Source organism: Streptomyces sp. CB03238, from assembly GCF_002099185.1.
Classification (GTDB): Bacteria; Actinomycetota; Actinomycetes; order Streptomycetales; family Streptomycetaceae; genus Streptomyces.
This window is the reverse complement of the sequence record NZ_NBCN01000021.1, coordinates 1-16,894: the sequence shown is the minus strand read 5'-3', so window position 1 is coordinate 16,894 and position 16,894 is coordinate 1. Positions and strand designations below refer to the sequence as shown.

Below are 16,894 nucleotides of genomic sequence, written 5' to 3'. Positions count from 1 at the left end.
ACTTGTGCAACAAGTTGCATAAGGATCGGGACGTGACCTGCGCTACGTGGCCGACCTGCGCTTCGCTAGGCTGCCGGGATGCGTGAGGGGGGAGACGACAGCGGGCGGGCGAGCGGGTTCCGACGGCTGGGGAAGCACCGGCTCATCCTTACCGGTGCCGCCCTGGTGGTACTGGCGGCCGGGCTGGCGGTGCCCCTGACCCGCACCGACTCCGACGAAGCCGCCGCAGAGCCCTGCCGGCCGCTGCCCGCCTCGACACGAACCCTCGCCGACGACCCCGCGGCCGCCACCAGGGCCCTCGACCCGGGCGACGACCTGGCCCGCCTCGGGACCGTGAGGAAGCTGCTCGTCCACGAGCGGCTGTGCGGTGACGGCGCCCGCGTCCTGGGCCGGGTCGTCGAAGCCGCCACCCGCTCGTCCGGTCCCGGCAAGCCCCACACCCTGGCACAGGCCCGCAGCGCCTACGCGGTGGCCGCGGCCCTCGACGACGAGGAACTCCCGGAGGGGCTCGCGCCGGGCGTGGCCCGGATGGTGGCCGAGTACATCGAGGACGCGGCGCGCGAGGACCTGCTGTACGACGACGTGCCGCTCCCCGCCGTGTCCGCCCAGCAGAGCCTGCCCAAGCCGGAAGGCAACGCCTGGCTGGGCGACTTCCTCACCTCCGGCGACGCGCACGCCGCCTTCCCGTACACCGACCGGGCGGCGGAAGCGGACGCCGACATCGAGCCACTGGTCGCCGAACTGGCCAAGGACCCGGAGGCGTTCGCCGTCCTGTACGACGCCGAGCGCGCCTACTTGGCGTACTACCTGGAGCGGCTGACACGCCAGGGCGGCGACCCCGCGTACCGCCCCTCGCGCGGCGACATGGGCCCCACGGGCTCGGTGGACCTCGACCTCCGGGACCTGGCGGAACGCGTGGGCAGCCTGATGAAGCACCGCGCCGACCACGCCAGGAGGGGAACGATCCCCGACCTCGCCGCCTTCGACAGGGCCGTACGCGAACACACCCGGGGGGCGTTCCGCCCCGCGTCCCGGCAGCTGGACACCCGCCCGCCCATGGGGGACATCGCGGACCGGCCGGTCGCGGGGCCGCTGAGCGGCGACCCGATGGACGGACGGCACCAGCTGTTCACGGTGCTGGACCGGTGGGCGAAGGAACGCGGCGTACCGGCGCAACGCGCCACCACCATGCGGCAGATGATGGACGACGCGTACGTCCTGGGACTGTGGCTGACGTTCTGACGTCAGAAGAACCGCAGGTCCGAACACCCGCGCCGGCGTACCTGGTCCTCGGCGAACTCCTTGAGCAGCCGCCGCTGTACGGCCTTGCCGACGCCCGGAATGTCGTCGGACGACGCGCCGAGAGCGAAGTTGGCCGCCTCGCCGTCGCAGCGGGCGGTGGCCGTCATGGAGTGCCGCACCCCGTGCCGCGAGGTGAGACGGTTGCTCCAGTCCCCGTACCAGGCGGCCAGGGCCACCACCGATTCCCCGTCCCTGTCCGTCAGGTCGCAGCGCCCCGTGGGGGCGGCGTCGTTCACACCTGCCGCGACCCGCAGCCCCTGATCCTGAGGTAGCCCGGCCCCAGCCATCCACCCGCACGCCGTGCCCTTCGACTCCGACAGCGGCACGGTCTCCACGTCGTCCTCGGGGTCGGGCGGTACGGCGCCACCGGTCGGTGCCTTGAGCGGCTCGGCACCACAACCGAGCCTGTCCGACGCCCCGTTCGCGAGCGCCACGGCCGTCCGGTACGCGGCGCCGGGCACCCCGTGGTTGGCCTCCCGGCCCAGCGACATCCGTACCAGAAGCTCGCGCTGCCTGCCCCCGGCGTCCTTGGCGAGTTCCGGGCAGGGCAAGAGGAAGTTGATGTCGTGGTACTTGTCGATGAACCCGGGCAGCCCCTCGGGCAGCGGGGCCTGTGGCGAAAACCCCTCTTCCGGGAACATGCTCATGAACTCCCGGTCCTGGTCGTCCCGCCGGGTGTAGGCCTCCATGCCGACGACCAGCCGCCCGTCGTCCCTGGCCCCGCCTTCGGCGGTGAGGCGGCACGTGTACGAGCCGAGACCCTCGTGAAGGCGGGACGTCTCGTCGAGCAGATGCGCGTCATCGGGCGTGAGCTGCTCCACCGCGTCCGGCGGAAGGGCCCCGTCGCAGGCGTCACGGGCGAGCATCCAGTCCTGCGCGTAGGGTTCGGCGACGTAGCCGCCCACGCCCAGGACCACCGCGGCCGCCACCGAGACCTTGACCCAGCGCCGCATCGTCCCCCGCCCCCGTCGACCACCACAACCGTACGGTGGGACCCTACTCGCCGACCGTCGGCACCGGCCCTACGCCCCCCGTACCGCCGAAGCCCACTCCTCCAGCTCCTCCGGCGTACGCGGGCCCGGTTCCTCCGCGCCCAGCAGGCCCCGCTCCCGGAGCACACGCGCCACCGCCATGCCCCACGGGCGGCGCAGGCGTGCCGCGTCCAGCAGGGCGCCGTCCGCCAGCAGTTCGGCGACCGGGCCGGTGCGGAGGCCGTCCGGGGTGAGCACCGCCGCGTCGTCGGCCCAGCGCAGCGCCAGGTCCACGTCGTGCGTGGCCATCACGACCGTCGTCCCGGAGGCCCGCAGCCGGTCCAGGACCGCCAGCAGCCGTTCCTGGCCGTGCGGGTCGAGGCCGGCCGTCGGCTCGTCGAGGATGAGGACCCGGGGTCGCATCGCGACGGCGCCCGCGATAGCGGCCCGCTTGCGCTGCCCGTACGACAGCAGGTGCGTCGGCCGGTCCTCCAGCGCCGTGATGTCCAGCGCCTCCAGGGCCTCGCGCACCCGCTCCCGTACCTCCGCCTCCGTCAGCCCCAGGTTCATCGGCCCGAACGACACGTCCTGGCCCACCGACGCCGCGAACAACTGGTCGTCCGGATCCTGCACGACCAGCTGCACCGTCGTACGCAGCCGGGTCAGCCCCGCCCTGTCGTACGACACGTCCCGCCCCTCCAGGCGCAACTGCCCGCTCGCGCACCGCAGCCCGCCGCTCAGCAACCGCAGCATCGTGGTCTTGCCGCTGCCGTTACGGCCGAGCAGCGCGATGGACCGCCCCTCGGGCACGGTGAAGTCGACGCCCCGCAGCACGGCGGGGCCGTCCTCGTAGGCGTATCCCGCACCGACCAGTTCCACGACGGCGTCACGATTCATGGCAGGAACCTTTCGAGTACGAGAGTCAGGGCGACGAGACCCGCGAGCAGCGCCGCGCTGGCGCCCAGGAACCGCCCGGAGACCGCCACCTGCGGTACCAGCACCCGCAGCGTTCCGACGTAACCGCGCCCGGCCAGCCCCGTCTGGAGCCGCGCCGCCCGGTCGAAGGCGCGCACGAACGCCGTCGCGCCCAGGCCCGCCAGCGACCGCCAGGTGGCTGCCCGGCTCGTCAGCCCGAGCCGCGCCGCCTGCGCCTCCCGGATCCGCCGGACCGCGTCCAGCAGCAGGAAGCTGATCCGGTACATCACCAGCGCCACATCGACGACCGGCGCCGGCACCCCGGCCCGCACCAGCCGGGGCAGCACGTCGGACACCGGCGTGGTGAACGCGAACAGCAGCACGCCGAGCGAGGCCGCCGACGTACGCAGCAGCAACTGCCCCGCGTGCACCAGCCCGTCCGGCGCCGGCGTGATGAACCCGCCCGTCCCACCCACCTGGAACAGCAGCGGAACCGCGCCCGTCACGCAGAAGCCGAGCGGGATGCGCCACGCCCGCCACAGCTGCCGGGGCGCGACCCCGGCCGGGCCGAGCAGCACCACGAGGGTCGCGGCGGCGACGAGCACGGCGCCCGGCCACGGCGGCAGGCACACGGCCAGCGCCGTCAGGCCGAAGCCCAGCACGGCCTTCTCGCACGGGTGACGGCGGCGCCAGCGACTGCTGTGCGCCGCCGCGTCGATCGGCAGCATCGGCGGCTAGACGGAGGGCTGCCGGCCGCCGGCCCCGGTGGCCTCGGCTGCGTCGGGGCCCGACGGCCCCGCGTCCACGCCCGCCCGTGCCTCGCCCTGCCGGCGCCCGCGCCGCAGCCCGAAGTAGTACGCCAGCACCCCCGCCCCGATGGCGGCCTGGAGCGCGAACAGCGCCGACTCGACCTCGCCGGACGGAGGCTCGTACAGCGGGCTGAACCACGGCTCGTAGTCCGGCTTCAGCTCGGTGATGGCCGTCTCGGCCTGCGCGTCGGCGCCCGTGAACGGCTCCTCCTTGTGGTCACCCATCCCCAGCGCGAGCGGGAGGACGGCGAGCGCGACCACGACGAGCAGCAGCAGCGTATTGATCTTGGCGTTACGGCTCATCGGGCCACGGCCTCCTTCTTCATCGGCAGGACGCCGAGCCGGGCCAGATCGCCCTTGCTGGACTGCGTCAGCAGCCGCATCACCAGCACGGTGAGCAGGCCCTCGCTGACCGCCAGCGGAATCTGGGTGACCGCGAAGATGGAGCCGAACTTCGCCAGCGAACCGGCGACACCGCTGCTCGGGTCGGGGAACGCCAGCGCCAGCTGCACGCTGGTGACACAGTACGTGGAGAGGTCGGCGACGAACGCCCCGAAGAACACGCTGACCATCAGCGGCACGTCAAAGCGGCGCAGCAGCCAGTACACCCCGAACCCGGCCCATGGGCCGACGATCGCCATCGAGAAGGCGTTGGCGCCCAGGGTCGTCAGGCCGCCGTGTGCCAGCAGCAGCGCCTGGAAGAGCAGGGTGATGGTGCCCAGCACCGCCATGATCGGCGGCCGGAACAGGATCGCGCCGAGTCCCGTACCGGTCGGGTGCGAGCAACTGCCCGTCACCGACGGAATCTTCAGGGCAGACAGGACAAAAGTGAAGGCACCGGACGCACCGAGCAGGAGAGTCGATTCGGGATGGGCCTTGACCTCCCGGGTCAGGGCCCGTACGCCGTGGGCGACGAAGGGAGCGGCCGCGACGGTCCAGGCGACCGCGTGTGCAGGGGGTAGATACCCCTCGGCAATATGCATGGTTGGGAGACCCTCTCCAGCACCTCGTGGATGGACAACGCGCCTTGGCCGGTCTCCTGGCTGACGGGATGGCATGGGGTATGCCGCCGCGACTCCGCCTTCCCGGACCCCGCGGTCTCCCGCGGTGTTCCAGTGGCTTTCCCGGGGTGGTTTCCCAGGGAGTGGAGCCGGACTTCCCGATCACAGTGGCGAGGGCCGCACCGGTACCGCACCGGTTTCCCGTACACCAAGGCCCTGTGACAGTAGTGCGTTGACCAGGTACATCACAACCCGCGCACCAGCGCGGGCGTCCGGTCGGCACCGGCCGGCGCCGGCCGGGCCGGGCCACGACGGGCCGGGCGCAGCCTGGCCGGGCCAAGACGGTGCTCGCCCGCCCGGACAGCCCGAAGGCCCTGCCGGGACGTCCCGGCAGGGCCTTCGGGTGCGGCAGACGGCTCGAGAGCCTCAGCCGTGGGAGGGGAAGTGCCTCACCACGGTGTCCGGGCCGGGCGACATGATGGTCTCGTGCCCGTCCTCGAAGCGCACACGGTAAGGCGGCGTGCCGTCCGACCCCAGCACCTCGATGATCTCTGCCGTACGGTTGCCCTGCCCGACGATCCGTCCATGGACGAGCAGCCTGTCACCCACGCTGGCCTGCATGATCGTGCCTCCTGCCGATTCGGTTCCGGTCGCGGGAGGAAATCCCCGCGCCGGCATGGCCGCATGCACGGTGTCACTGGATCGGAGGAGTCGATCCCTCGCGCCGTGGTGGGGGTGGTGAGGGTGTGACATTGCGGTGCCGGGGCGCTGCTTGGCGAGGGGGGCGCGTCAGCGTGATCTGGCGGACGAGTTGCTGGAAGCAGGCCAGCGCCGCGACGGCGGGCAGGGCGGCTGCGGCCGCATCAGTGATGGTCCGTGGGGCCTGCGCCACGCAGAGTATGACGGCGATGGTCGAGAACAGCAGTACGACGCACCAGGAATGGGCCGCGCGGCGCCTGTGGAGGGCCGCTCTCAGAATGGAGAGGGACGCGACCATCCAGGGGCCGTAGACGAGCAGAGGCCACCAGCCGACCACATGGCGGGGAGTGCGCGGTTCGGCGACGTGGCGCAACGGGTCGTAGGTGACCATGCCGCCGTAGACGCTGACCATGGAGACGATGACAGCAGCGAGCGCGGCAGTGAAGAAGCTCCCTGTCTGCAGGGGAGTGAGCGCGCGTTTCCTCGGGGAGACACGGCGGTGGCTCGGGGTGGGGGGCCGCACCGGTGACAGCTGGGCGGTGATCTGTTCCAGGCCGGCCAGTGAGTGGTCGGCTTCGAACGCGTCATGGGCGGTCTCCTGCACCGGTACCGCGGACGCGAACGCGTCGACGTGCTCGGGAGGCACGGACTCCTGCAAAAGACAGGCGAGTTCCTCCGCCGGGTCCCAGAGCGGGTCCAGCGGACCCAGGGGAGGCAGCGGCTGACGGCCGGCCGCACGATAGGGCCGGCTCTCGGGCGACGGCGGGGTGGGGAAATCCGACGGTGAGTGAGAAGAGGGCTGGTCCCGGCGACTGTGCGTCTCATACATGACAGCGCTGTCCCGGGAACTCGCCGCCGTGGACGGCGACCGGCTCAAGAGCCTGTGATCGGCGGTCGAACTCGGCCTGAATGCGGCTCATCGCCATCAAGAAGTCCTCCAGGACCGAGGAGGAGTAATGCAATTCGATGCACTGGCTGTCATTGTGCAAAGTCGCGCTTTTGCCGACGGGATATGCGCCGAACCTCTGGGTCAATGTCCATTTACCTGCCCGAGTGGCCCGAGGGCGGTTGTCCCAACCTCCTCCGAGGAAGCCGCGAGGAGACGAGACAGGTGTTGGTGCGGTGGTCATAGTCCCCCTAACGCCTTCGATCATGATCCGGATGCGCGTCACTCGGGTGACGCCATTGGGGCATATGGGTGCTTCGACGGGTCTTTTATCGGACTGTGGCGTGTCTCGGACACGCCAGTAACTCGCCCTTTTGTCGCTCGTGGTCGACCAACGAGCCGGGCGGAACGCCCGTTGGAATGATGAATCACCTTCCGGCAAGTCATATTCTGCGCCGGAAAAGCCGCTTCTCCTGTAAGTGGCGAGCGCAGCGGAAACCCTGACCGGCCGAAACCGGGCCGCGCTGCGGTGTGGGCCGAGTCCGCCGGTCACGGACGTCGTCGAGCGTCTTGGCCGTGCGCGGGACACCGTTCCGTCCGCGTGCGGGAGAGGCCAGGGGCCGCCGCCCCTCTTCGGCAGCGCCTCGCCTCACTCCTTGCGGTAGCCGTACGCCTCGGACGCGGCCGTCGCCACCGCGTCCAGGTCACCGCCCGCCGACGCGGTGACCACCGCCGCCACCGCGCCCTCCACGAACGGCGCGTCGACCAGCCGGGTCCCGTCGGGGAGCTCGTCGCCCTCCGCGAGCAGGGCCTTCACCGTCAGGACGGCGCTGCCGAGGTCCACCAGGACGGCCACGCCCGCCCCGCCGTCGACCGTCGTCACCGCCTGGGTGATCAGCTCCGCGCTGGTGCCGAGCCCGCCGTCCGGCGTGCCGCCCGCCGCCGCCACCGGCGCCGTCACCCCGCCGCCCGCGAGGCCCCGGGCCAGATCGGCCACGGAGGACGCGACCGCCGCGCTGTGCGAGACGAGCACGATGCCCACCCGGGCGCTCACCGGGGCCCCTCCGCCCCCGCGAGGGCGGCGATCAGCAGGGCCGAGGACGTGGCGCCCGGGTCCTGGTGCCCGATGCTGCGCTCACCGAGATAGCTCGCCCTGCCCTTGCGGGCCTGCATGGGTACGGTCGCGAGGGCGCCCTGGTCCGCCGCCTCCGCGGCCGCCGCGAACGACTCGCCGAGCGACTCGGCCAGCGCCTCGACGGCCGGCTCCAGCGCGTCCAGCATCGTCTTGTCCCCGGCCTTCGCCCCGCCGAGCTCCGCCACCGCGGTCACGCCCGCGCGCAGCGCCTCGGCCAATTGCACGGGCGCCACCTCGGCGGCGTCGCCCAGCGCCTTGCCGGTGCGCCGCAGCAGCGTCCCGTACAAAGGACCCGACGCACCGCCGACGGTCGAGATCAGCTGTCGCCCCGCCAGCGTGAGCACGGCCCCCGGCGTCCCGGCCGGCTCGCCCTCCAGGGCCTTGACCACGGCGGCGAAGCCGCGTTGCAGATTGGCGCCGTGGTCGGCGTCACCGATGGCCGAGTCCAGCTCGGTGAGCCGGTCCGCCGCCCGGTCCACGGCGGCGGCCGCGCCGGTCATCCAGCGCCGGAAGAAGTCCGCGTCCAGCATGGCCGTCACCGTCTCACCGTCCCCAGCGGAGCGCGGCGGTCCGCACCGGCGCGTCCCACAGCCGCAGCAGTTCCTCGTCGGCCTGGCACAGGGTCACCGAGCAGCCGGCCATGTCGAGCGAGGTCACATAGTTGCCGACGAGCGTACGGGCCACGGCGACGCCCCGCTCGCCCAGCACGCGCTGGACCTCGGCATTGAACCCGTACAGCTCCAGAAGAGGTGTCGCGCCCATGCCGTTCACCAGGACCAGCACCGGCCCGCCGGGCTTCAGGTCCTCCAGCACGGCGTCCACCGCGAAGTCGGCGATCTCCCGTGAAGTCATCATCGGCCGCCGCTCCCGGCCCGGCTCGCCGTGGATACCGATGCCCAACTCCAGCTCGCCGGGCGGCAGGTCGAACGTCGGGCTGCCCTTCGCGGGCGTGGTGCAGGCGCTCAGCGCCACGCCGAAGCTCCGCGAACTCGCGTTCACCCGCCGGGCGATCGCCTCCACCCGTTCCAGCGGCGCGCCCTCCTCGGCGGCCGCGCCCGCGATCTTCTCCACGAACAGCGTCGCCCCGGTTCCGCGCCGCCCGGCCGTGTACGTACTGTCGGACACGGCCACGTCGTCGTCCACGAGGACCTTGGCGACCTGCACGCCCTCGTCCTCGGCGAGCTCGGCCGCCATCTCGAAGTTCAGCACGTCACCGGTGTAGTTCTTGACGACGAACAGCACCCCGCGCCCGCTGTCCACGGCGGCTGCCGCGCGCACCATCTGCTGCGGAACCGGCGACGTGAACACCTCGCCCGGACAGGCCGCCGCCAGCATCCCGGGCCCGACGAACCCGGCGTGCAACGGCTCGTGCCCGGACCCGCCCCCCGACACCAGCGCCACCTGCCCGGCGACGGGCGCGTCCCGCCGTACGACGACCCGGTTCTCCACGTCCACGGTGAGCTCGGGATGCGCGGCCGCGATGCCGCGCAGGGCGTCGGCGACGACGCTCTCGGGCACGTTGATGAGCATTCTCAACGGTATCTCCCAGTTGTGCCGTGGCCTTTCAAGCCGCCAGGGACGTTTCTGTGGTGCCTGATGCCGCGGGCTTCGCCAGGAGCGCGTCGGCAGCCGCGAGGGCGTCGGCGATCGAGCGGCTTCCGGTCACCACACACAGCGTGTAGGTGACGTCCTCCAGCTCTCGTTGCCATGCCGGCTCACTCTTCTCCGCCAGTGCGATGCGTGCACTCGCGTATCGGGCAAGCAGCGTTCTCACACAGCGCGGGTCCGGAATCAGCACGATCGCAGCCCTCCAACGACACACCAGGGTGCCGTACGTATTTCCCACGCCCATGAACTTCATGCTCCCGACTCCGCACAGTCAGCACCCCTGGACGGCCGTCCGGGGGTGTGCGCCGGTGGTTTCCACCCACCGCGGGAAGAGAACGGGAGTGAACGATTTCGAGGTGGACGATGTGGTGCAGCGGGCGCTGGACCGGCTGACGCTGCTGGCCGAGACCACCACTGCCATGACCAGCACGCTCGATCCCCACGCTGGGGTGCAGCGGGTCTGCCGCATCGTCGTCCCCCAGTTGGCCGACTGGTGCGCGGTCGACCTGCTCGAGGACGACGGCCGCCCGCGCCGGGTCAGCGTCGTCCACCGCGACCCCGCGGTACTGCCCGTCGGAGGCCTGACCGGTCTGCTGCCCGACGTGCCGGAGGACCCCGTCGGACCGCTGGCCCGCGTGCTCGTCGGTGCCGGCCCTCTGCTGCTGACCGCGGCGGACATCCGCAGCCCCGGCGAAGCGGCTGATCCACTGCACCTCCGGCAGTTGGAGTTGTTCGACCAGCTCGGCACCGACACCGCCATCGTCGCGCCCGTACGGGCCCGCCGTCAGGTGCTCGGCGCGCTGACCATCGGCCGCACGAACAAGCGCCCACCGCTGACCGCCGATGATCTGGCCACGGTGGAGGACCTGACCCACCGCATCGCGCTCGGCGTGGACAACGCCCGCCTCTACCGGGAAACCCAGCACATCGCCGAACGCCTCCAGCGCTCACTCCTGCCGACGCTGCCCGGATCGGGCCCGGTACGGCTGGCCGCCCGTTACGCGCCGGCCGCCACCACCGCCGAGGTCGGCGGCGACTGGTACGACAGCTTCCCCCTGCCCAACGGCAGCACCACGATGATCATCGGCGATGTCACCGGCCATGACCTGCGCGCCGCCATCACCATGAGCCAGCTGCGCAACATGCTGCGCGGCATCGGCTGCGACCGCCAGGAACCGCCCGGTCACATCCTGCGCCGCCTCGACCTCGCCCACCACTCCCTCTACCCCCACGCCACCGCCACCTGCCTGTACGCCCTGCTCGACCGGGGCGACGACGGAGCATGGACCCTCACCTACTCCAGCGCGGGGCACCCACCGCCCCTCCTCGTCACCTACGACGGTGACACCCGTCACCTCGACGGCGGCCATGGCCTCCTCCTCGGCGTGGAACCCGACCTGCCGCGCCCCCACGCCACAGAGACCCTCCCCGCCCGTTCGACGGTCCTGCTCTACACCGACGGGCTCATCGAACGCCGCGGCGAAGACCTCACCAACGGCATGACCCGGCTCCGTCAGCACGCCGCCGCACTCGCCCGCGAACCCCTCGACACCTTCTGCGACGAGCTCCTCGCCGGCCTGACGGCCGACCACACCGACGACGTCGCCCTTCTGGCCGCACGCCTCCCCACTGCCTCCAGCGCCCCCTGACCGACGGGTCAAAGCGCCTCGTCGCCCTCGTCGCTCCACTGGTCGAGCAGGGCGTCGTCGAGTCCCGGGGCTTCCACCGCTCCGCCGTGGAGGGATTGTTCGGTCCAGATGACCTTGCCCTCGGGGGTGTACCGGGTGCCCCAGCGTTCGGCGTACTGGGCGACGAGGAACAGGCCGCGGCCGCCTTCGTCGGTGGCCTTGGCCCGGCGCAGGTGGGGTGAGGTGCTGCTGCCGTCGGAGACCTCGCAGATCAGGTTGCGGCCGTGGAGCAGCCGGACGGTGATCGGGGCACCGCCGTAGCGGATGGCGTTGGTGATCAGTTCGCTGAGGATGAGTTCGGTGCTGAAGCTGATGTCGTCCAGGCCCCAGTCCGCCAGGCGGCGGGCGCAGGCGGTGCGGACCGGGGCCACCGCCGCGGGGTCACGGGGCACCTCCCACTCGGCGAAGTCCGCGGGGTCGAGGCGGCGCGTGCGGGCGACCAGCAGCACGATGTCGTCGCTCGGCTGGGCGGGCAGCATGGCCTCGATCACCGCGGCGCAGGTGGACTCCGGTGTGCGGTCGGTCCCGGTCAGGGCGGTACGCAAGGCTTCCATGCCGGCGTCCAGGTCGCGGCCGCGGTCCTCGATCAGCCCGTCGGTGTAGAGCACCAGCTTCGAGCCCTCGGCCAGGGTCAGTTCAGCGCTTTCGGAGGGCATTCCGGCGCCCAGGCCCAGCGGCGGCGAGACCGGCATGCGCAGGAAGGTCACGTTCCCGTCGGGGTGGACCACCGCGGGCTGCGGGTGGCCGGCGGTGGCGGCGGCCACCCGCCCGGAGACGGGATCGTAGACGGCGTACAGGCAGGTGGCGCCGGTGATTCCCCGACCGTCCCGGTCTTCCGGGGCGTCCTCGTTGGTGTCGATGTGGGCCACCAGCTCATCCAGATGGCTCAGCAGCTCGTCGGGAGGCAGGTCCAGGGTGGAGAAGTTGTGTACGGCGGTACGCAGCCGGCCCATGGTGGCCGCGGCGTGCAGCCCCTGGCCGACGACGTCGCCGACGACCAGGGCCACCCGGGCGCCGGACAGCGGGATGACGTCGAACCAGTCGCCGCCCACCCCGGCCCGGGCGGGGAGGTAGCGGTACGCCGCTTCCAGGGCGTTCTGCTCGGGTACGCCCCGGGGCAGGAGGCTGCGTTGCAGGGTGACGGCCATGGTGTGCTCGCGGGTGTAGCGGCGGGCGTTGTCGATCGCGACCGCCGCCCGGGTGGCCAGCTCCTCGGCGAAGGACGTGTCCTCCTCCTCGAACGGTGCGGAGGTGCTCGCCCGCCAGAAGTTCGCCACGCCCAGCGGCACGCCCCGCGCCCGGATCGGCACCGCGACGAGGGAGCGGAAGCCCTGCTCCGGAACCTCGGTCTCCAGGACCGCCCGGCCGGTCACCATCGCGGTGGCGACGGGACCGGTGGGAGCGAACCGGATCAGCTCGCCGACGGGGCGGAGGGAACGGTCCGCTCCCACGCCGTGGACGGCGGCGCGGCGCAACTCGGCGCTCGTCCCGGGTGGTGGCTCCTCGCCCAGCAGGACGGCGTCCAGCAGCTCCACGGTGACGGCGTCGGCGAACCGCGGTACGGACACCTCCGCGAGTTCCTCGGCCGTGCGCGTCACATCCAGCGTGGCTCCCACCCGCACTCCCGCGTCGTACAGGAGCTTCAGCCGCTCCCGTGCGACCTCCGCGCGCCCGGTGACCGTCGCCAGTTCCGTGGTGTCCCGCAGCGTCACCACGCTGCCCGCCTGGCCCCCGTAGGGCGCCGTGGGCCGTTTGTTCACGGCCAGCAGCCGGTCTCCGGCCAGGCACACGGTGTCCGTGACCGGTTCGCCCGACGCCAGCAACCGCGCCGTCTCTCCGTCCAGCCCCAGGTCCGCCACCCGCCCCGGCTCCGCGTCCACCGGCAGGTCCAGCAACCGCCGCGCCTCGTCGTTGGCCAGCAGCACCCGGCCGTCCGCGGCGATGATCAGCACGCCTTCCCGTACGGCGTGCAGCACCGCGTGGTGGTGCTCGTACATCCGGGTCATCTCCGCCGGGCCCATGCCGTGCGTCTGCCGCCGGAGCCGCCTGGACACCAGTGCCGTCCCGGCGGTGGACAGCGCCAGCGCGGCCGCACCGGCGCCGAGGATGAGCGGCAGCTGCCGTTCGACCAGGTCGCCCACGTTCTCCACGGTGATTCCGGCGGACATCAGACCGACGACGGAACCGTCGGCACCCGTCACCGGGACCACGGCCTGTACGGCCACGCCGGTGCCGGCGGGCAGCGGCGGCCCGCCGGCCCGCTCCACGACGGTGCGGCCTTCCAGCGCCGGCTGGATGGTGCCCACGAACTTCTTCCCGATCTCCCGCGGGTCCGGGTACGTCAGGCGGATGCCGGTGGTGGTCATGACGAGAATGAAGTCGACGCCCGCCGCTTCGCGCGCCGCCTCGGCACGTGGCTGCAGGAGGGCTGTCGGATCGCGGCTGTTCAACGCCTCGGCCGTGCCCGGCGCGTTCGCGAACGACTGGGCCGCCGTCACCGACAGGCGCTCGGCTTCCCTCTCACTGGCCCGATTGGCCTGGACCACCACGGCCGTCACCGCGGCCGCGACCACCAGCAACACGATCACGACCTGCAACAGGAACACCTGCCCGGCGGCGGTGCGCAGGCTCAGCAGGGAGCGCATTCCCGACCTCGGACCACGACGCGAGCCGTCGGACTCGCGTCGGCGAAAGCGGTCGTGCGACCGTCGGTTCGGGCGGGAAGGCCCGTTTCCCTTCCTGGCCAATTTCTGCATCACTCTCCACACCGGAGGAGACGAGCCCGGAGACGCGCGCCCTTCCATTGTCGGCGACCTCACGCGCGGATGCGCGAGTAGCGCCCCCGCGGAACCGCCGGATTCGGGCGGCGGTGACCGGGAAGTGATCTGTTGTGGTCATTCCCGTTCATGACGTGAATCCGGCCCGGCGCGTCCCCTGGGTGACGTACGCGCTGATCGTCGCCAACTTCGTGGTCTTCCTGCGCACCCCCGGCCTGGCCGGTTCGGTGGCCGGCGAGAGCGGCCTGGCGCAGTTGTGCCGCCTGGAGGCGTTCCTGGACCAGTGGGCGGCCGTGCCACGCGAGCTCATCCATGACCGTCTGCCGCAGCTGGTGCCCACGGGCCGGGTGGGCATCGGCCCGGCCGGACCGGGCTGTCTGGTCGGCCCGCCCGTCTACGACAAGTCACCGCCACTGTCCGCCCTGACGGCGATGTTCCTGCACGGCAGCTGGCTGCATCTGCTCGGCAACATGCTGTTCCTGTGGATCTTCGGCGACAACGTCGAGGACCGCCTCGGCCACGTGCGCTACCTGCTGTTCTACGGCGTCTGCGGCTACGCCGCCGTGTACGGGTTCGCGCTGATCAACGCCGACTCGGGGGCTCCGGTGATCGGTGCTTCGGGTGCGGTCGCCGGTGCCCTCGGCGCGTACCTGGTGCTGTTTCCGAAGGCCAGGGTGTGGGTGCTGGTGCCATTCTTGATCTTCCTGCCCCTGCGGCTTCCGGCCTGGTCGGTGCTGGGGCTGTGGTTCGGTCTTCAGGCGGTGTACTCGTACGGCGCGGGCGTCTCACAGGCCGGCACCGTGGCCTATGTGGCGCATGTGATCGGCTTCGTGGCGGGCGCGCTGATCGCCTGGCCGTTGCGCCGGGGCACTCCCGCGCCCCCCGAGCCGCAGGGGCTGCTGTGGGGCAGACGGGCCCGGCCCGGTACGCCCTGGCAGGGCCGCTCCCACCCCGGCTGGTGACGGAGGCCGGCCAGGCCGGCCCGGCGCCTGGCCGCTGCCCCTGAGGACCGCCGCTACAGGCCGTACGTCCTGCCGATGATGTCCCGCTGGATCTCGCTCGTCCCGCCGTACACCGTGGACACGACGGTCGAGCGCAGCAGCGCTTCCATGCCGTACTCCGTGGCGTACCCGTAGCCGCCCATCATCTGCATGCCCTCCAGGGCCACGTGCTTGGCGAGCTCGGTGCACTTGAGCTTGGCCATGGACGCCTCGCGGGCGAACACGCGGCCGGGCTCGGCGTCGATCGTGGCCGCGACGTCGTCCAGCAGCAGTTGGGCGCACTCGAGTTCGGTGGCCATGTCCGCGATACGGTGCTTGAGCGCCTGGAAGGAGCCGATCGGCCGGCCGAACTGCTCCCGCTGCCGCACGTACGCGAGGGTGTCGTCGAACGCGCGCCGGGCGACGCCCAGCATCAGCGCGGCGAGGATCATCCGCTCCAGGTTCAGCCCGGCCATCAGCTGCGCCCAGGCCTCGCCGGGCGTGCCGACGACCGCCGCGTCCGGCACGAAGCAGTCGGTGAGGTACAGGTCGTTGACCTCCCGGCCGCCCATCGTGTCGATGCCCCTGATCTCCAGTCCCTCGGCGTCGGTGGGCACCATGAACTGGGTGAGCCCCCGGTGCTTCGACTCCTGCCGTGACGTACGGGCGATGAGCAGGATGTGATCGGCGAAATGCGCGTTGGAGCACCAGGTCTTCTGACCGTTGATCACATAGCCGCCGTCGGCGCGTTCCGCGCGGCAGGTCAGCGCGCCCACGTCCGACCCGGCGCCCGGCTCGGACATCGAGATGGCCTCGACCCGGCCCTTGGCCACGCCGCCGAGCACGACGCGCTTCTGCTCCTCGGTGCCGAACTTCTCGTACGCCGCCGCGGCGATGACCGTGGTCGCGAAACCGCTGATCGGCGCGCGCCCGTAGGAGGTCTCCTCCAGGAACAGGCACAGCTCCGTCATGCCCTGGCCCGCGCCGCCGTACTCCTCGGGGACGACGATGCCCAGCCAGCCCAACTCCGCCATCTTCTCGTAGAGCCGCTGGTTGTGCGGCTCCCGGCCGTCGGCCGTCAGCTTGTCCCGCTGCTCCTTGGTGCCGCACTCGCGGCGGCAGAGGTCGCCCACCGCCTTGACCAGGTCGCGGCGTTCGTCTGTCAGGACTCGGGGCATGAGGCGCGTTCCTCCTTGAGGCATCGTCGGTGACGCATGGCTAGTTGTACTGACCCGTGAGGTTGGGGACGCGGCTGGCGGGTGGTTGGCCTTTCAGCGCGGTGTGTCCGCGGTGGTGATTGTAGGTGTGTAGCCATTGCGGGAATGCTGCCCGGCGCTCGGCTTCGGACCGGTAGGGGCGGGCGTAGGCCCATTCCTCCAGCAGCGTGCGGTTGAAGCGTTCGACCTTGCCGTTGGTCTGGGGCCGGTAGGGCCGGGTGCGCTTGTGCTGGATGCCTGCCCGGGTCAGCTCGTCGCGCCAGTCGCGTGAGCGGTAGCAGGAGCCGTTGTCGGTCAGCACCCGCTCGACGGTGATCCCGGCCCGGCTGAAGAAGGCGTGGGCCCGCTGCCAGAAGCCGGTGGCGGTCTCCTTCTTCTCGTCGGGGAGGATCTCGCTGTAGGCGAGGCGGGAGTGGTCGTCGACGGCGGTGTGCAGGTAGCTGTAGCCGAGGTTGGGGCGGCCGTGGCAGGGGCGGGGTCGGGTGGGGTCGCGGTGCGCGGAGCTGTTGCGGCCGCCCTGGGCTCTGCCGTGGACCTTGTGCCCGCCGCCGTCGGGGATGTTGCCCAGTTTCTTGATGTCGACGTGGATGAGTTCGCCGGGTCGGTCACGTTCGTAGCGGCGCACGATGCGGCCCGTGGCCCGGTCGAGATGGGACAGGCGGGCCAGGCGGTAGCGGGTGAGGACGCGGTGCACCGTCGAGGGCACCAGGTGCAGGAAGTGCGCGATGCGGGCCGGTCCCCACCGGCGGAGCAGGCGGACCTTGATGATCCGTCGCTCGGTGCGGGTCGGCGTGCGGCCAGGGCTGCGGTGGGGCCGGCTGGAGCGGTCTGCCACGCCCGCCTCGCCGTGCGTGCGGTAGCGGCCGGCCCACCGCTGGGCCGTACTGGGTGAGACCTGGAAGCGTT

At 71.9% G+C, this 16,894-nt stretch carries 17 protein-coding genes and 1 riboswitch; of the genes, 3 read left to right on the top strand and 14 right to left on the bottom strand.

The window, feature by feature from the left end; all coding sequences use genetic code 11:
* Nucleotides 1-78: 78 nt before the first annotated feature.
* The gene (locus BKD26_RS30030) at nt 79-1,242 is read left to right on the top strand and encodes a hypothetical protein (protein WP_143662729.1); all 1,164 of its coding nucleotides are present in this window, start codon (nt 79-81) and stop codon (nt 1,240-1,242) included.
* 2 nt (nt 1,243-1,244) lie between these two features.
* Here the strand turns inward: BKD26_RS30030 and BKD26_RS30025 are convergent, their stop codons facing one another.
* From BKD26_RS30025 to BKD26_RS29970, 11 genes are all read right to left on the bottom strand, one after another.
* Nucleotides 1,245-2,255, bottom strand: a complete 1,011-nt coding sequence (locus BKD26_RS30025; RefSeq protein WP_084904729.1) for a hypothetical protein — start codon at nt 2,253-2,255, stop codon at nt 1,245-1,247.
* Between the two features lie 69 nt (nt 2,256-2,324).
* The gene (locus BKD26_RS30020; RefSeq protein ID WP_084904727.1) at nt 2,325-3,170 is read right to left on the bottom strand and encodes an ATP-binding cassette domain-containing protein; all 846 of its coding nucleotides are present in this window, start codon (nt 3,168-3,170) and stop codon (nt 2,325-2,327) included.
* Nucleotides 3,167-3,916 carry a cobalt ECF transporter T component CbiQ gene (gene cbiQ, locus BKD26_RS30015; RefSeq protein WP_084904725.1) on the bottom strand — a complete coding sequence of 250 codons (750 nt, stop codon included), beginning with the start codon at nt 3,914-3,916 and terminating at the stop codon, nt 3,167-3,169. The genes BKD26_RS30020 and cbiQ overlap by 4 nt, the downstream gene beginning before the upstream one ends.
* Nucleotides 3,917-3,922: 6 nt before the next feature.
* Nucleotides 3,923-4,300, bottom strand: a complete 378-nt coding sequence (locus BKD26_RS30010; protein WP_084904722.1) for an energy-coupling factor ABC transporter substrate-binding protein — start codon at nt 4,298-4,300, stop codon at nt 3,923-3,925.
* Nucleotides 4,297-4,980 carry an energy-coupling factor ABC transporter permease gene (locus BKD26_RS30005; RefSeq protein WP_084904719.1) on the bottom strand — a complete coding sequence of 228 codons (684 nt, stop codon included), beginning with the start codon at nt 4,978-4,980 and terminating at the stop codon, nt 4,297-4,299. Before BKD26_RS30005 ends, BKD26_RS30010 begins: the two co-directional genes overlap by 4 nt.
* A 28-nt stretch (nt 4,981-5,008) precedes the next feature.
* Nucleotides 5,009-5,254: riboswitch (cobalamin riboswitch) on the bottom strand.
* A gap of 170 nt (nt 5,255-5,424) precedes the next feature.
* Complete coding sequence (locus tag BKD26_RS30000; RefSeq protein WP_084904716.1) at nt 5,425-5,619, bottom strand: DUF1918 domain-containing protein; 195 nt, start codon at nt 5,617-5,619, stop codon at nt 5,425-5,427.
* Nucleotides 5,620-5,692: 73 nt separating this feature from the next.
* Nucleotides 5,693-6,415, bottom strand: a complete 723-nt coding sequence (locus BKD26_RS29995; RefSeq protein ID WP_241518923.1) for a DUF2637 domain-containing protein — start codon at nt 6,413-6,415, stop codon at nt 5,693-5,695.
* An 817-nt stretch (nt 6,416-7,232) separates the two neighbouring features.
* Nucleotides 7,233-7,637 carry a dihydroxyacetone kinase phosphoryl donor subunit DhaM gene (gene dhaM / locus BKD26_RS29985; protein WP_084904706.1) on the bottom strand — a complete coding sequence of 135 codons (405 nt, stop codon included), beginning with the start codon at nt 7,635-7,637 and terminating at the stop codon, nt 7,233-7,235.
* Complete coding sequence (gene dhaL / locus BKD26_RS29980; RefSeq protein WP_084904703.1) at nt 7,634-8,248, bottom strand: dihydroxyacetone kinase subunit DhaL; 615 nt, start codon at nt 8,246-8,248, stop codon at nt 7,634-7,636. Before dhaL ends, dhaM begins: the two co-directional genes overlap by 4 nt.
* 13 nt (nt 8,249-8,261) lie before the next feature.
* On the bottom strand, nt 8,262-9,254 hold the full coding sequence (dhaK, locus tag BKD26_RS29975; RefSeq protein ID WP_084904700.1) for a dihydroxyacetone kinase subunit DhaK: 993 nt from the start codon (nt 9,252-9,254) through the stop codon (nt 8,262-8,264).
* Nucleotides 9,255-9,282: 28 nt separating this feature from the next.
* Nucleotides 9,283-9,579 (bottom strand): DUF5133 domain-containing protein, encoded by a 297-nt coding sequence (locus BKD26_RS29970; RefSeq protein WP_347105825.1) that lies wholly within the window; start codon nt 9,577-9,579, stop codon nt 9,283-9,285.
* Nucleotides 9,580-9,667: 88 nt separating this feature from the next.
* Here BKD26_RS29970 and BKD26_RS29965 point away from each other — a divergent pair, with 88 nt between their 5' ends.
* On the top strand, nt 9,668-10,975 hold the full coding sequence (locus BKD26_RS29965) for a GAF domain-containing SpoIIE family protein phosphatase (RefSeq protein ID WP_241518910.1): 1,308 nt from the start codon (nt 9,668-9,670) through the stop codon (nt 10,973-10,975).
* 8 nt (nt 10,976-10,983) lie between these two features.
* Here BKD26_RS29965 and BKD26_RS29960 read toward each other — a convergent pair whose 3' ends face one another.
* A complete protein-coding gene (locus BKD26_RS29960) occupies nt 10,984-13,659 on the bottom strand; it encodes a SpoIIE family protein phosphatase/ATP-binding protein (RefSeq protein ID WP_241518909.1) in 2,676 nt (891 codons plus the stop codon).
* Between the two features lie 245 nt (nt 13,660-13,904).
* Between BKD26_RS29960 and BKD26_RS29955 the strand changes: the two genes are divergently transcribed.
* On the top strand, nt 13,905-14,753 hold the full coding sequence (locus tag BKD26_RS29955; protein ID WP_084904690.1) for a rhomboid family intramembrane serine protease: 849 nt from the start codon (nt 13,905-13,907) through the stop codon (nt 14,751-14,753).
* 53 nt (nt 14,754-14,806) lie between these two features.
* On the opposite strand, the gene BKD26_RS29950 is transcribed toward BKD26_RS29955, so the two are convergent.
* Both BKD26_RS29950 and BKD26_RS29945 read right to left on the bottom strand, forming a co-directional pair.
* Entirely contained in the window at nt 14,807-15,949 is a 1,143-nt protein-coding gene (locus tag BKD26_RS29950) for an acyl-CoA dehydrogenase family protein (protein WP_084904687.1), read from the bottom strand.
* 40 nt (nt 15,950-15,989) lie between these two features.
* The coding region (locus tag BKD26_RS29945) for an IS481 family transposase (protein ID WP_084904684.1) at nt 15,990-16,894 on the bottom strand (905 nt) is incomplete at its 5' end.